Genomic DNA, 13,749 nt, shown 5'->3' with positions numbered 1-13,749 from the left:
CGTGATCGGTTCACCGGGCGGGCGGAAAAACCCTCACCACGCCGGCCGCGGCCCGGGCTTCAGCTTCATCGCGGGCCGCTCGACCAGGAACCAGCTCGCCACCGCGAAGGGCACGACGCTCAGGACGGCCGTGACGAGGTTCAGCCGCCCCTCGACAGCGAGCCATTGCTGGATCGGGAAGGCGTAGATGTAGATCCCGTAGCTGAGGTCGGCGGGCAGCTTGCCGGGCCGCGCCAGGCCGAGGACCGCGGTCGGCAGGGCCAGCGGCCCGATCAGCGGGAAGGCCACGACCGAGACCCCGCCCAGCCACAGCGGCGGCCGCCAGCGGACGAACTGGAACGCCGCGCCGGCGAAGAACAGGAGCCCGTTGCGGGCGCCGAGGTAGGCGATGCGGGTGAGCTGCTCTCCGGCCCAGCCGGGCGTCGCGAGCGTCATCGCGAGCCAGACGACGCCACAGCCCGCGGCCAGGGCGTAGACCAGCGCGGGGCGGGCGCGGATCAGCATCAGGACGACGTAGAATGTGAACTCGAGCCTGAGCGTCCAGAGCACCCCGTTGACCACGCCCGCCAGCGGCGCGGCCGCGAACACGCCGGGCAGCTCGTAGGTGGCGGGATAAAGCAGCGCGTTGCGGACCACGTACATCGCCGCGGCGGGCCAGTACTCGGCGGCGGGCGCCGTCGTGACGAAGGCCAGCAGGACGACGGTGACCACCAGCGAGGCGATCAGCCCGGGCTCGATCCGCAGGATGCGCTTCACGAGATAGCTCTTCGGGTCGCGCAGGTAGCTCGCGGTGACGAGGTAGCCCGAGATCACGAAGAAGATCGACACGCCCAGCGCGCCCAGGTCCTCGACGCCCCGGATGCGCAGCGGCTCGGCCCCCGACAGCGGAAAGGTGTGGCTCACGACGACGAGCATCGCCGCCGCCAGCCGCATCAGGTCGAAGTTCATGCCCGCTGGGTAGCACCTTCCCTGCCTCGATGGGGAGGGCGATCACATACGGATTCGGGCGGCCGAAAGGCCGTCGGTCAAACCGCAGAGATCGCGGAGATACGCAGAGGATTCCGGTGGATCCGCGAGCTCTCTGCGTGTCTCTGCGGTTCATGAATCGGGCGGACAAGCTCGCCCACAAACCATATGCGATCGCCCTGCGCTGATGGGGAGGGACAGACCGCGAAGCGGTCAGGGTGGAGCAGTGTGGTGCGAAGTCCGAGAAGTTGGGGTCGGCCCAGGCTTCCCAACCTGCCCGGCCGGCGCCGTGCAGGCGCCGCATTGCGCGACGCCGCAGCCGTATGTCGCGCCGGTCAGCCCCGGTTCATCTCCGGGCGCACATAGGAGCGGCGTGTCCGGCGGCGACGTGACGTTCGAAGCCATGCCGTTCACATCGACCGTCGTCGGCATGGACCCTCGGAGACTGGCTGATTTGTGGGAGACCCTGACGCTGCCCGGACACCGGCGTAAATCGAACCTTGGTGTCGGCCGGGGTCGAAGGGTATTCCGTACCGCGCCGACGAACGCGACGTTGACCTTGGGAGCTTTCATGTACCGCGCCGCCGCTCTTGCTGCTCTTCTCTCGCTTTCCGCCGCGCCCGCGCTGGCGGCCGACGGGGCGCAGCTCTTCAACATGCAGTGCAAGATGTGCCACGGCGGGTCGGTGATGGGGCCGACGCTGAACGGCGTGGCCGGCGGAGACATCGCGTCCAAGCCGGGGTTCGCCTACTCGCCGGGCCTGAAGGCCAAGGGCGGGACCTGGACCGACGCCAACCTCGACGCCTTCCTGAAGGCGCCGGCGCAGTTCGCGCCGGGGACCAAGATGCTGATCGGGGTGCCCGCGGAGGAGAACCGCGCGGCGATCATCGACTACCTCAAGGCCCTGAAATAGCCCTACCCTGGGCGGCATGGACGCCTTTCCCGCCTTCTTCCCGCTGAGCGGCCGGTCGGTCGCGATCGCGGGCGAGGGGGAGGCCGCGGACGCCAAGGCGCGCCTGTTCGAGGGCTCGCCCGCCAGCGTCGTGCGCCTGAGCCCCGCCGAGGCGCTGGACAGCCGCGCCTACGCCGGGATGACGCTGGCCTTCGTCGCCGGCGCCGACGACGCCTGGGCCCGCCAGGCCGCCGAGGCGGCCCGCGCCGCGGGCGTGCCGGTGAACGTGGTCGACCGCCCGGCGCTGTGCGACTTCACCACCCCCGCCGTGATCGACCGCGGCGAGGTGGTGGCGGCCATCGGGACCGGCGGCGCCTCGCCCATGCTGGCGACCATGCTGCGCCACGACGTCGAGGCGCGGCTGCCCGAAGGCACGGGGCGCGTGGCCGCCCTCTTCCGCCTGATGCAGGACGAGATCCGCGGCGCGCTGCCCGAGGCGCACGCCCGGCGGCGCTTCCTGCGCGGCGCGCTCTCCGGCCCTGCCGCGGAGGCCGCGATGGCCGGCGACATGGAGGGCGCCAAGGAGCGGCTGCGCGCCGCCCTCTTCGACAGCCCGCAGATCTCGGGCGTCGTGCAGTACATCGACGCGCGCGGCCCCGCCGACCTGCTCACGCTGCGCGCCGCCCGCGCGCTCGCCGCCGCCGACGTGCTGGTCTGCGACGACGCCGCCCACACCGACGTCCTGGCGCTCGCTCGCCGCGACGCCGAGCGCCTGGCGCCGCAGAGCCCCGCGCAACTCGCCGACCTCGCCGCCGAAGGCCTCACCGTCGCGCGCCTCATCACCGGGTCGGCATGGCGCACGGAACAGGCGGCGCTGACCGCCGCCGGCGTCACGACCCAGGTCCTGCCCATCGCCTCCTGACCCCGAACGTCATCCCGCGGCTTGTCCGCGGGACCCATGAACGCCGCGGTTCGGTGGGCCCGCAGCGGTGACGCCGCAGGTCAGCTTGCTTCTCACGCGTGCATGGGTCCCGCGGACAAGCCGCGGGATGACGTTCGAGAGGGTGGTGGCTTGGTGGCGCCTGCGCGCGCGCTCTAGGGTGGCGGTTCAACCTGGGGATTCCGCATGCGCCTTTTGCTCGCCGCCGCTTCCGTGTTCGTGCTGGCTACCACGGCTCAGGCCCAGGCGGTCGATCCGAAGATCGCCGCGCGGGTGGAGAAGGTGCTCAAGGGCACGCCGCTGATCGACGGGCACAACGACGTGCCCTGGGGCCTGCGCCAGCGGTTCGGCGTCCACCCCGAGAAGCTCGATTTCGAGCACGACACCAGCGGCCTCGTGGAGCCCGGCGGACCCGGCATGATGACCGACATCCCGCGCCTGAAGGCCGGCCGCGTCGGGGGCCAGTTCTGGAGCGTCTACATTCCGTCCACCTTCGACGGGCCGGTCGCCGTGCAGATGACCCTGGAGCAGATCGACATCGTGAAGGGCCTGGCCGCGCGCTATCCGGCGACCTTCGAGATGGCCTACACCGCCGACGACGTGGTGCGCATCCACAAGGCCGGGAAGATCGCCTCGCTGGTCGGCATCGAGGGCGGCCACCAGATCGGCGACAGCCTGCCCGCCCTGCGCCAGCTCTACGCCGCCGGCGCCCGCTACATGACCCTGACCCATGCGCTCAACACCCGCTGGGCCGACAGCGCGACGGCCAACCCGCAGCACGACGGCCTGACGCCCTTCGGCGAGGCGGTGGTGCGGGAGATGAACCGCACCGGCATGCTGGTCGACCTCAGCCACGTCTCCGAGGGGACGATGAAGGACGCGCTGCGCGTCACCCAGGCGCCGGTGATCTTCTCCCACTCCGGCGCGGACGGCGTCGCCGACCACGCGCGCAACGTCTCGGACGAGGTGCTGGCGCTGGTGAAGGCCAACCGCGGCGTGGTGATGGTCAACTTCCTGCCGAACTACGTGAACCGCGCCCGCATGGAGTGGGCGGCCGACCGCTCGGCCGAACAGGCGCGCTACAACGCTCCGCCCTTCGGCGGCCTCTACATCGGCCAGCCCGAGAAGGCCGCCGCGGCCCTGGCGGCCTGGGACAAGGCGCACCCGAAGCCGCCGGTGACGCTGGCCATGGTCGCCGACCACGTGGACTACATCGCCAGGGTCTGCGGCGTGGACTGCGTGGGCATCGGCTCCGACTTCGACGGCATCGGCGACACGCCCGACGGCCTGGACGGCGTCGACAAGTTCCCCGCCCTGCTGGCCGAGCTCGCGCGGCGCGGCTGGTCGGACGAGGACCTGGGCAAGGTGGCGGGCGGCAACGTCCTGCGCGCGCTCCGCGAAGCCGAGGCGGTGGCGAAGAAGCTGCAGGCCACGACCCCGCCCAGCTACGCCACTCTCGCGGACACGGACGGCAGGAAGTAGGCCCTAAAGCTCGATCTCGACCGCCACCTGGATGCGGTCGCCCTGGCCGATGTTCTCGGCGTGGCGGACCTCGGCCTTGAGCGGCAGGATGAAGGCGCCGGTGCGCCGGTCGGGGAAGATCGAGGTGCGCCAGGTGGTCTCGCCGATGGTGGCCGTCACGCGCAGCGACCCCCAGCCCCGCGCCTTCGGCCCGCGCAGGCCGCGGATGCCCTCGGAGTACGCCGCCGGCAGGCTCACGAAGTGCCAGACGGTCTTGGCGCCGGCGTAGAGCCAGACCTCCGCCTCGGCCTCGTAGCGCACGGCCTCAGGCGCTCAGCGGCTTGCCCTTGGTCTCGGGCAGCATGAACAGGCACACCACGACCGAGAGCGCCGTGAAGGCGAAGGGATACCAGAGGCCGGCGTAGAGATGGCCCGTGCCGGCCACGATGGCGAAGGCGGTGAAGGGCACGAAGCCGCCCACCCAGCCGGTGCCGATATGGTAGGGCAGGCTCATGGCCGTGTAGCGCACCCGCGTCGGGAACAGCTCGACCAGGCAGGCCGCGATCGGGCCGTAGAGCGCCGTCGCCGCGATGGTGAAGACCAGCAGCACGCCGAACGCGCCCCACAGGTTCATCCGCTTCGGGTCGGCCTTCTCGGGATAGCCGCCCTGGGCCAGCGCGGTCTTCAGGCGGTTCTCGACCGAGGCCTTCACCGCCTTTGCGACGTCGGGCGGGAGGCCCACGGCGCTGGTCGACGGGATGGTCTGGTCGCCGATGCGCACCAGGGCCGCGCGGCCGGGAACGCCCGGCTCGGTGGTGTAGGAGGCGCCGGCGTTGGCCAGGGTCGACTTGGCGATGTCGCACGCGCTCAGGAACTTCGCCTTGCCCACGGGGTCGAACTGCAGCGCGCAGTCGGCGGGGTCGGCGATCACCACCACCGGCGTCCTCGCCTGCGCCTCGGCCAGCGCCGGGTTCAGCGTCTGGGTCAGCATGTGGAAGCCGGGGAAGTAGGCGACGAGCATCAGCGTCATGCCGAACAGCATCACCGGCTTGCGGCCGACCCGGTCGGAAAGCCAGCCGAAGAAGACGTAGAGGGGCGCCGAGGCCGCCACCGCCGACATCATCAGGAGGTTGATGGTCTCGGGCGGCGCCTTCATGAACCGCTCCATGAAGGTCTGCACGTAGAAGAAGGCCGTGTACCAGACCGCCCCCTGGGCGAACATGATCGCCACCAGCGCGATCAGGACGAGGCGCAGGTTGGGCCACCGGCCGAAGGCTTCCTTGAAGGGCGCCTTGGTCTCGTTACCCTCGGCCTTGAGCTTGGCGAACTCGGGGCTCTCCGAGAGTTTCAGCCGCATCCAGATCGAGATCGCCAGCAGCAGGCCCGAGACCAGGAACGGGACGCGCCAGCCCCAGGCGTCGAACGCCTCGGTCCCGACCGCCAGCCGCGTCGCCAGGATCACCAGCAGCGCCGCGAAGAGGCCGAACGCCGCCGAGGTCTGGATCCAGGAGGTGGCCGCGCCGCGCCCGTTCGCCGGCGCGTGCTCGGCGACGTAGATCGCCGCCCCGCCGTACTCCCCGCCCAGCGCGAAGCCCTGGATGATGCGCATCAGGATCAGCAGCGCCGGGCCGACGATGCCCGCCTGGGTGTAGCTGGGCAGCAGGCCGATCGCGACGGTGGCGCCGCCCATCAGCAGCACCGTGGCCAGGAACGCGCCCTTGCGCCCCGCCCGGTCGCCGATGCGCCCGAACACCAGCGCCCCCAGCGGCCGGAACAGGAAGCCCGCGCCGAACAGCGCCAGCGCCGCGGCGAGGCCCGCCGTCTCGGGCAGGCCCGTGAAGAAGGTCTTGGAGATGACGCCCGTCAGGCTGCCGAAGACGAAGAAGTCGTACCACTCGAACGTGGTGCCGGCCGAACTCGCCGCGACCACCGTGCGCAGCGACGACCTCGGCAGGACCTCAGGCTCACCCTGAGCGGCGATCTCCGCCATGCGTTGCTTCTCCCCGGACTCGTCGGGTGATCTAGCATCGGTTTGGCGGCGGGAGCCAATCCCGAAGCATCATCAACCGCCTTCACGCCTGTCATCCCGGTCTTCGCCTGGGCGGCGAAACCGGGATGACAGGCGGTAGCACCCTGGGCGGCGCACTATCTCGCCCCGACGTACGCCTTCACGAGGTCGAAGAGGTAGTCGCGGCCGTCGTAGAGGGACGTCACGCGGATGCGTTCGTTCAGGCCGTGGACGCCGTTGCCGTCGGGGTCGCCGAAGAGGCCGGGGACGCCGTAGACGGGGGTCTGCACGGGGCCGAAGTAGCGGCCGTCGGTGGCGCCCGACGACATCGACGGGATCAGCGGCGCGCCGGGGAAGTGCCTGGCGGCCAGCTTCCTCATCGGATCGACCACCCTGGGGTCCAGCGGCGGGCTGGTGGCGATGGGCCGGACGGGCGGGATGACCTCCACCTTCACGCCGGGGTCGGCGATGATGCGGTCCAGCGTGGCCTTCGTGCCTTCGACGGTTTCGCCCGGGATGATGCGGCAATTGATCACCGCGGTGGCCCGCTGCGGCAGGGCGTTGTTGGCATGGCCGGCGTCGAGGCGCGTGGTGACGCAGTTGGTGTGCAGGATCGAGTTCACGTTCACGTCGGTGGCGGCCACGCGGGCGGCCTCGGCGTCGGCGGGGTCGGCCAGCAGCTTCCTGAGCGCCTCGCCGACGGCGTCGCCCTGCTGCGCGCGGAGCCCGAGGCCGACGCGGGTGGTGTCGGTGAACACGGTCGGGAAGACGTGGGCGCGCACCTTCAGCAGCGCCTCGGCCAGTTGGTAGATCGCGTTGTCGGGCCGCGGCCGCGAGGAGTGGCCGCCCGGGTTGGTGACGGTGACCAGGTAGTTCTGCGCCGCCTTCTCGCCCACCTGGATCGACAGCAGCTCGCGCACGCCGTCGGCCGAGAGCCGGCCGCCGCCGCCTTCGTTCAGCACGAAGTCGGACCTGATGAGGTCGGCCTTGTTCCTGACCAGCCAGTCGGCGCCGTTGAACGCCTCGGCGGTCTCCTCGCCGCAGGTGAGCGCCATCTTCAGCGTCTTCTTCGGCGGCGCCTTCGCCTGCTTCAGGCGGATCAGGGTGTCGACCCAGATGGCGTCGAGGCCCTTCATGTCGGCCGTGCCGCGGCCGTAGAAGTAGCCGCCTTCCTCGATCAGGGTGAAGGGATCGCGCGTCCAGTCCTCGCGCCGCGCCTCCACCACGTCGAGGTGGCCCAGCAGCAGGACCGCGCCGGCCTTGGGGTCCGAGCCCGGCAGGACGGCTACGAGCCCGCCTTCCTTCGGGTGGTCCGGTTCTGTCAGGTAGTGAAGGTCGCCGTCGGGGAAGCCCGCGGCCTTGAGGCGGGCGCCCATCTTCGCGGCGGCCTCGGTGCAACTGCCGGCGCTGAGCGAGGTGTCGGTCTCGACCAGCTCCTTGTAGATCTCGCGGAACGCCTGCTGGTCCGGGCGCAGCGCCTGCGCATGGGTGGCGCCCGCTCCCATCAGGACCAGGCCCGCGAAACCCGCCGCAACCGCACGCATGTCCGACACCCTCCAGACCGGAAGGCGCCAGTCAAGCACGCGGCGCGGCGGGCGCCCAGCGTGGGGTGCTAGGCGGCGTGGACCCTGCGGCGGCGGCTGCGCAGCATGGCGCCGGAGCCGAAGAAGCCTCCGATCATCAGCGCCCAGGCGCCCGGCTCGGGCACGGCGTCGGCCTGGAACGAGCCGGTCATGTGCGCCCGGAACGAGTTCAGCGCCGAATTGGCGTTGGCCCGGCCGAGCGGGGCCGTGATCGTCGCCAGCTTGAACGTGAACTCGTCCGAGCCCGGCGTGAACGCCGCGACGTCGTAGTAGGCCGAGTTGAAGGTCGCGCTGCCGCCGTTGGCGACGGTCACGTCCAGGCCGCCCACGCCGCCGAAGCCCTGGATCCAGGCGTTGGTGAACGTGCCGCTGAACAGGACCGAGACGTCCTTGACCAGGTTGAACCCGTTGATCGTGGTCGTGGGCCCGGCATAGACGAACTGGAACTGCCCGTTGATGCCCGTCTGGGTGTAGGTGTTCCCGTCGAACAGCGCCGCCGTGTGCGTGACCGTGCCGGTCAGCGTGAAGTTCGCGGCCAGGTCCGTGAAGCCCGAGAGCGAGGGCTCGTCCAGGAACGAGAACAGCACCGGCGCGGCGCCGGCGCTCGTCGCGGTGGCCGTGGCAGTCGTGTAGATCGTGGCCGAGTCGGCGTTTGCGCCGCTGCCGCGCACGAGGCGAAGGTTCCTCGCCGTGCTCGATCCGGTGTCGTAGGCCGCGAACATCACCGTCGCGGCCTGTGCGGTCGTCGCGCTGAGCGCCAGCGCCGCCGCGGCGCCGAGCAGCGCCTTGTTGAGAATAGCCATAACCCCAGCCGTCCCTTCTTGAGACAAAAGCCAAAACGATCGGATGGCTTCGGCAACCTCCCCGGCTGGGTGACCCCAGTAGGCGCCGGCTCCATCCGATTGAACGCTAAGTCGGCGTTTGCACTGCAACAATCCGGGCAGACGGTCAGGCGGCGCCCCTAACTTTCGATAGGGTGTCGCCCGGCCGGACGATCCGCGATACTGCCGCGGTCGGGCCTTTTCCCCCCGCCGGCGCCGACGACTTGGGAGGCAGGATTTCCTTGAACGGGGGCTATCTGTTCTCGGTGCGCAGCGCCCGGGTGGTGGCGCTGGGGCGGGCGATCCTCGCCGTCTTCATGCTGTTCTCGTTCCTGCTCGGCCCCTACAAGGAGCACCCGGGGGTCGACGTGCTGATCGCCGGCAACCTCGCCTGGTCGCTCGCGCTTCTGGCCGCGACCCAGAGCCGCCGGCTGGTCTACGCCCTGATGCGGGTCGCCGCGCCCCTCGCCGGGGCCGACTTCGCGATCTACACGGTGCTGCTGTACGCCACGAGCGGCGCCAACAGCCCCTACTTCAGCCCCTTCATCGTGCTGACCCTGGCCGCCACCATCCAGTGGGGCTCGCGCGGGGCGATGGCGCTGGGCCTGCTCACCCTGGTCGCCTTCCTGCCCGCCGGCTGGCAGGTGGGGTTCGGCGCCGACCGCGACGCCCAGGCCGCGCAGAGCTTCATCCTGCGGGTCGGCTACACCGGCATCATCACCGTGTCGCTCGCCGCCTTCGGCCGGCACATCGAGCGGGTGGTGCAGGAGCTGTCGCGCCTCTCCGATCCCCTCGCCGAGGAGCCGTCCGACGGGGCGCCGCCGGTGCGCGAATGCCTGCGCCACGCCATGAGCGTGTTCCGCGCCGAGCGCGGCATGCTGCTCTGGGAGGAGGAGGACGAGCCCTACGCGACCCTGCTCACCTTCGCCGACAAGCGCTTCCTCGAGCACCGCCTGCCGCCCGGCGGCGGCGACGACGACTGGATCCACCCCGACGTGGCGGAGTCGGTGTTCCTGTTCGACCCGCAGAGCCGCACGACCCTGGCCCGCCGCGGCCGGCGCACGGCGCGCGGCCCCGCCGCGCCGCTGGCGGCGGAGCTGGCCACGGCGCTGCCGTTCGACCGGGTGCTGGTCATCCCTGCCGGCTCGCGCGGGATCAGCGCCTGGGTGCTGGTGCTGGACCACCGCGAGCCCGCCACCGAGGACCTGGAGGTCGGCGCCATGGTGAGCGCGCAGGTCTCGGTCGCCCTGGAACGCTGGGAATCGCAGCGGGCGCGGCGGGCGTCGCTGGCGGCGGAGGACCGCATCCGCCTCGCCCGCGACCTGCACGACGGGGTGCTGCAGTTCCTGGCCGGCGCGGGCCTGCAGCTCGACAGCCTGGCGGGTGACGCGCGGCTGGCCGACGGGCTCCGTCCCCGCATCCAGCAGATGCGCCAGTCGTTCTCGGACGAGGCGCTGGAGCTGCGGAGCTTCATCACCACGCTTCGCCCCGCCCGGGGGGTCGCCGGACCCAGGCAGCCCCTGGCCGACGAACTCGGCCAGCTCGCCGAGCGGCTGGGACGGCATTGGACGATCGAGGTGCAGGCCGACGTCACGCCCATCGACCTGCGCGTGTCGCAGGAGGTCGGCTACGACCTGTCGCGCATCGTGCGCGAGGCCGTGGCCAACGCGGTCCGGCACGGAGCCGCCGGGAAGGTGACCGTCACCGCGCGCGGCGCGGACGACCGGCTGAACCTGGTGATCACCGACAACGGCCGCGGCTTCGCCTTCCAGGGAGAGGTCGGGGCGGGCGATGCCGACGCGACGGGCGCCACGCCACGGACGCTGACCGAACGGGTGCGCGCCCTCGGCGGGCGGCTGGAACTGAAGTCGAGCGCGAAAGGAGCGAGCGTGATCATCGACGTCCCGCTGGCGACGGCCTGATGCCGAGCGTCGTCGTCGCCGACGATCATCCGCTGATGCTCGAGGCCATCTCGGGCCTGCTGGGCGGCGCGGACTTCGAGGTCGTGGCCAGGGGCCAGGACGGTGCGCAGGCCTGCGCGGCGATCGTCGAGCGCAGGCCGGACCTCGCGCTGCTGGACGTCAACATGCCGGGCATGACCGGCATCGAGATCCTCCGGCAGGCCCGCGCCGAGGGCTGGCCGACGCGCATCCTGCTGCTGACCGCGGGCCTCGACCCCGAGCCGATCATGGAGGCGCTGCGCCTGCGGGTGGACGGCCTGGTGCTGAAGGGCGCCGGCGGCGAGATCATCCTGCGCGCCGCGCGGAGCGTGCTGGACGGCGTCCAGTGGATCGACCGCGCGGCGATGGACCAGGTGGCGGGCCTGATCGGCCAGGCCGCCACGGCGCCGACGCCGCTCACCCCGCGCGAGACCGACGTGGTGCGGCGGGTGGCCCAGGGCCGGCGCAACAAGGAGATCGCCCGCGACCTCGGCATCTCCGAGGGCACGGTGAAGATGCATCTGCACAACCTCTACGAGAAACTCGGCGTCTCCTCCCGCACCGAGCTCGCCATGCTCGCCCGCGACCGCGGCATCGGCTAGCCGCCGCGCGGCAGTAGCGCCCCCTCCACCCTTCGGGTCCCCCTCCCCCATGAATGGGGGAGGTACTTGGAGCGATCGACCTCGCGTACCTCCCCTGCGAAGCGGGGGAGGGGGACCACGAAGTGGTGGAGGGGGCGCTGCGGCGGCCCGGGCCTCACCGTCGCTCCAGCGCGTGCGATTCCCTCAGGCCGCCGCGGTCTCCACCGCCTCGCCGCCGGCGCGGCGGGCGGCGGCGTGGGCGATCTCGGCCAGCAGCGTGGCCGGCGCGATGGGCTTGCCGACGACGCCGTCCATGCCCGCGTCGATGTAGGCCTGCCGCTGGTGGGCGAGGACGTTGGCGGTGAGGGCCACGATCGGCGTCCCGGCCGCCGCGCCGCCGAGGGCGCGGATGCGGCGCGCGGCCTCGACGCCGTCGATACCGGGCATCTGGATGTCCATCAGGACCACGTCGAAGCCGCCGCGGGCCGCCGCCTCGACCCCCGCGTAGCCGTCGGCGGCGGTCTCGACCGCGGCGCCCAGGTTCTCCAGCAGCTTGGTGGCGATGAGGCGGTTGGTGGCGTTGTCCTCCACCACCAGCACGCGGACACCGGCCAGCACGCCGGCGGTGGTCTCGACCGCCTCGGGCTGGGCCTCGGCGGCCTCGGCGCGGACCTCGAACCAGAACGTCGAGCCCTGGCCTTCCGCGGAGGTGAAGCCCACCTGCCCCTGCATCATCTCGGCCAGGCGGCGCGTGATCGCCAGGCCCAGGCCCGAGCCGCCGAACCTGCGGGTGGTGGACGCGTCGGCCTGGTTGAAGCGCTCGAACAGGCGGTGCTGCGCGCCGGCCGCGATGCCGATGCCCGTATCCTCGACCTCGAAGCGCAGCACGCCCGCGTCGGCGCGGCGGCAGCGGACCACGACGCGGCCCGCCTCGGTGAACTTCACCGCGTTGCCGACGAGGTTGAACAGCGCCTGGCGCAGCCGCACCGGGTCGGACCGCACCCAGCCCAGCTTCGGGTCGGCGTCGACCACGATCGAGAGCCCCTTGGCCCGCGCCTGCGGTTCCAGCAGCCGCACGACGCCGGCCACCAGGCCCGTCGGGTCCACCGGCTCGCACGCCAGCTCCAGGCGGCCGGCCTCGATCTTGGAGAAGTCGATGACGTCGTTCAGCAGCTCCGAGAGCATCTGGCCGCACGACAGCGCCTCGCGCAGCAGCGCGCGGCCCTCGTCCGACAGCCGCTCGCCCTTCAGCAGGTGCAGCACGCCCATCACGCCGTTCATGGGCGTGCGGATCTCGTGGCTCATGTTGGCGAGGAAGGCGGCCTTGGCCTCGCCGGCGGCTTCGGCCGCGGCCTGGGCCTCCTTCAGCGCCAGCTCCTGGCGCTTCAGCGCATCGCAGTCCTGCACCAGGCCCACGGCCTTCAGCCAGCGGCCGTTCTTGCCCACCAGCAGGTAGTGGAAGACGCGGACCCAGCGCTCGGTCCCGTCGGGCCGCACGATGCGGGCCTCGAAGCTCTCGCCTGAGTTCTTGTCGCCCCGGTGCAGGGCCCGGAACGAGGCGCGCACGTGCGGCAGGTCGTCGGCGTGGAAGCCGGGATAGCGGAGCTCCGTCGCCTCGCGGTAGCTCGAGTTCTTCTGGCCGGTGATGCGCTCGAACTCGGGCGAGCACCAGAAGGTCTGCCGGATGTGGTCGATCTCGTAGACGCCGGCCTCGGCCGCCTCCAGCGCCAGGTTCAGGCGCGCGACGTTGAGCGCCACCTCGCGCCGGGCGCGACGCGCCTGCTGCTCCCCGCGCCGGGCCGCATCGCGGGCCTCGGCGAGCTGGGTGATGTCTTCCGAGATGCCCTTCAGGACGAAGGCGCCGGCCTCGGTGGGCTCGGTGCGCACCGTGACCCGCATGGTCAGCCAGCGGTCGCGGGCCCAGATGCGGTGCTCGACCTTGACCGCTTCGCCCGTCTCGACGGCCTGGGCCAGCGTCTTGCTGAGCGGCTCGCGGTCCTTCGGATGCACGAACTCGTAGAAGCGCTCGGCGGTCCACTCGACGTCGGGATCGAAGCCCACCAGCCCCAGGATCTCGTCCGACCACCAGATGAGGCCCGTGCGCGGGTCGAATTCCCAGATGCCGAGGCCGGCCGAGGCGCCCAGGAGCTTGCGGGTGCGCCGCGCCTCCTCGCTCTCCTCGCGGTAGGCGCGCTCGGCGGAGATGTCGCGCATGTTGCCGATGTGGCAGCCGTTCTCCATCACCTGGCGGCGGGCCGCGACCCAGACCCAGGCGCCGTCGACGGCGCGCAGGCGCACCTCGGCCTCGCTGACGTCGCCGGGCCTGGCCGCCTCGGCGCGGGCGCGGATGCCCGCGACCTCGTCGGGATGGCAGAAGTCGAGCACCGAGCGGCCGACCAGCTCGGCCTCGCCCAGGCCCGTGAACTGGGACCAGGCCTTGTTGACCTGCAGCAGCACGCCCTCGGGCGAGCACACCTGCATGAGGTCGCGGCTGTTGTCGAACAGCCAGCGCGCCATCTCGGCCTTGTCGGCGGCGCCTTCAGCGCTCTTCCGCATC

General features: G+C 71.8%; 11 protein-coding genes. 5 read left to right on the top strand and 6 right to left on the bottom strand.

Annotated elements, in window-relative coordinates; genetic code table 11:
- Positions 1 to 33 precede the first annotated feature (33 nt).
- Positions 34 to 948: an acyltransferase gene (locus KF737_RS13690; protein ID WP_296455608.1), complete on the bottom strand. Its 915-nt coding sequence runs from the start codon at positions 946 to 948 to the stop codon at positions 34 to 36.
- Positions 949 to 1,537: 589 nt separating this feature from the next.
- Between KF737_RS13690 and KF737_RS13685 the strand changes: the two genes are divergently transcribed.
- The 3 genes from KF737_RS13685 to KF737_RS13675 all read left to right on the top strand — a co-directional run bounded on the left by KF737_RS13685 (position 1,538) and on the right by KF737_RS13675 (position 4,280).
- On the top strand, positions 1,538 to 1,879 hold the full coding sequence (locus KF737_RS13685) for a c-type cytochrome (RefSeq protein ID WP_296455605.1): 342 nt from the start codon (positions 1,538 to 1,540) through the stop codon (positions 1,877 to 1,879).
- A 16-nt stretch (positions 1,880 to 1,895) separates the two neighbouring features.
- Positions 1,896 to 2,780: a bifunctional precorrin-2 dehydrogenase/sirohydrochlorin ferrochelatase gene (locus KF737_RS13680; RefSeq protein ID WP_296455603.1), complete on the top strand. Its 885-nt coding sequence runs from the start codon at positions 1,896 to 1,898 to the stop codon at positions 2,778 to 2,780.
- A 204-nt stretch (positions 2,781 to 2,984) separates the two neighbouring features.
- Positions 2,985 to 4,280 carry a dipeptidase gene (locus KF737_RS13675; protein ID WP_296455600.1) on the top strand — a complete coding sequence of 432 codons (1,296 nt, stop codon included), beginning with the start codon at positions 2,985 to 2,987 and terminating at the stop codon, positions 4,278 to 4,280.
- A 3-nt stretch (positions 4,281 to 4,283) separates the two neighbouring features.
- Here KF737_RS13675 and KF737_RS13670 read toward each other — a convergent pair whose 3' ends face one another.
- The 4 genes from KF737_RS13670 to KF737_RS13655 form a co-directional block, all read right to left on the bottom strand.
- Positions 4,284 to 4,580: a DUF1905 domain-containing protein gene (locus tag KF737_RS13670; RefSeq protein WP_296455597.1), complete on the bottom strand. Its 297-nt coding sequence runs from the start codon at positions 4,578 to 4,580 to the stop codon at positions 4,284 to 4,286.
- A gap of 4 nt (positions 4,581 to 4,584) precedes the next feature.
- Complete coding sequence (locus KF737_RS13665) at positions 4,585 to 6,249, bottom strand: MFS transporter (RefSeq protein WP_296455594.1); 1,665 nt, start codon at positions 6,247 to 6,249, stop codon at positions 4,585 to 4,587.
- A 155-nt stretch (positions 6,250 to 6,404) separates the two neighbouring features.
- Entirely contained in the window at positions 6,405 to 7,811 is a 1,407-nt protein-coding gene (locus tag KF737_RS13660) for a M20/M25/M40 family metallo-hydrolase (RefSeq protein WP_296455591.1), read from the bottom strand.
- Positions 7,812 to 7,879: 68 nt separating this feature from the next.
- Entirely contained in the window at positions 7,880 to 8,653 is a 774-nt protein-coding gene (locus KF737_RS13655; RefSeq protein WP_296455588.1) for a PEP-CTERM sorting domain-containing protein, read from the bottom strand.
- A gap of 260 nt (positions 8,654 to 8,913) precedes the next feature.
- Here KF737_RS13655 and KF737_RS13650 point away from each other — a divergent pair, with 260 nt between their 5' ends.
- Both KF737_RS13650 and KF737_RS13645 read left to right on the top strand, forming a co-directional pair.
- Positions 8,914 to 10,593: a histidine kinase gene (locus KF737_RS13650; protein WP_296455586.1), complete on the top strand. Its 1,680-nt coding sequence runs from the start codon at positions 8,914 to 8,916 to the stop codon at positions 10,591 to 10,593.
- Positions 10,593 to 11,213, top strand: a complete 621-nt coding sequence (locus KF737_RS13645; protein WP_296455583.1) for a response regulator transcription factor — start codon at positions 10,593 to 10,595, stop codon at positions 11,211 to 11,213. Before KF737_RS13650 ends, KF737_RS13645 begins: the two co-directional genes overlap by 1 nt.
- A gap of 183 nt (positions 11,214 to 11,396) precedes the next feature.
- Here the strand turns inward: KF737_RS13645 and KF737_RS13640 are convergent, their stop codons facing one another.
- Complete coding sequence (locus KF737_RS13640) at positions 11,397 to 13,748, bottom strand: PAS domain-containing protein (RefSeq protein ID WP_296455581.1); 2,352 nt, start codon at positions 13,746 to 13,748, stop codon at positions 11,397 to 11,399.
- Position 13,749: the final 1 nt, after the last annotated feature.

This window comes from Phenylobacterium sp. (assembly GCF_019636135.1).
Taxonomy (GTDB): domain Bacteria; phylum Pseudomonadota; class Alphaproteobacteria; order Caulobacterales; family Caulobacteraceae; genus Phenylobacterium.
This window is presented reverse-complemented; position numbering and strand designations above follow the sequence as displayed.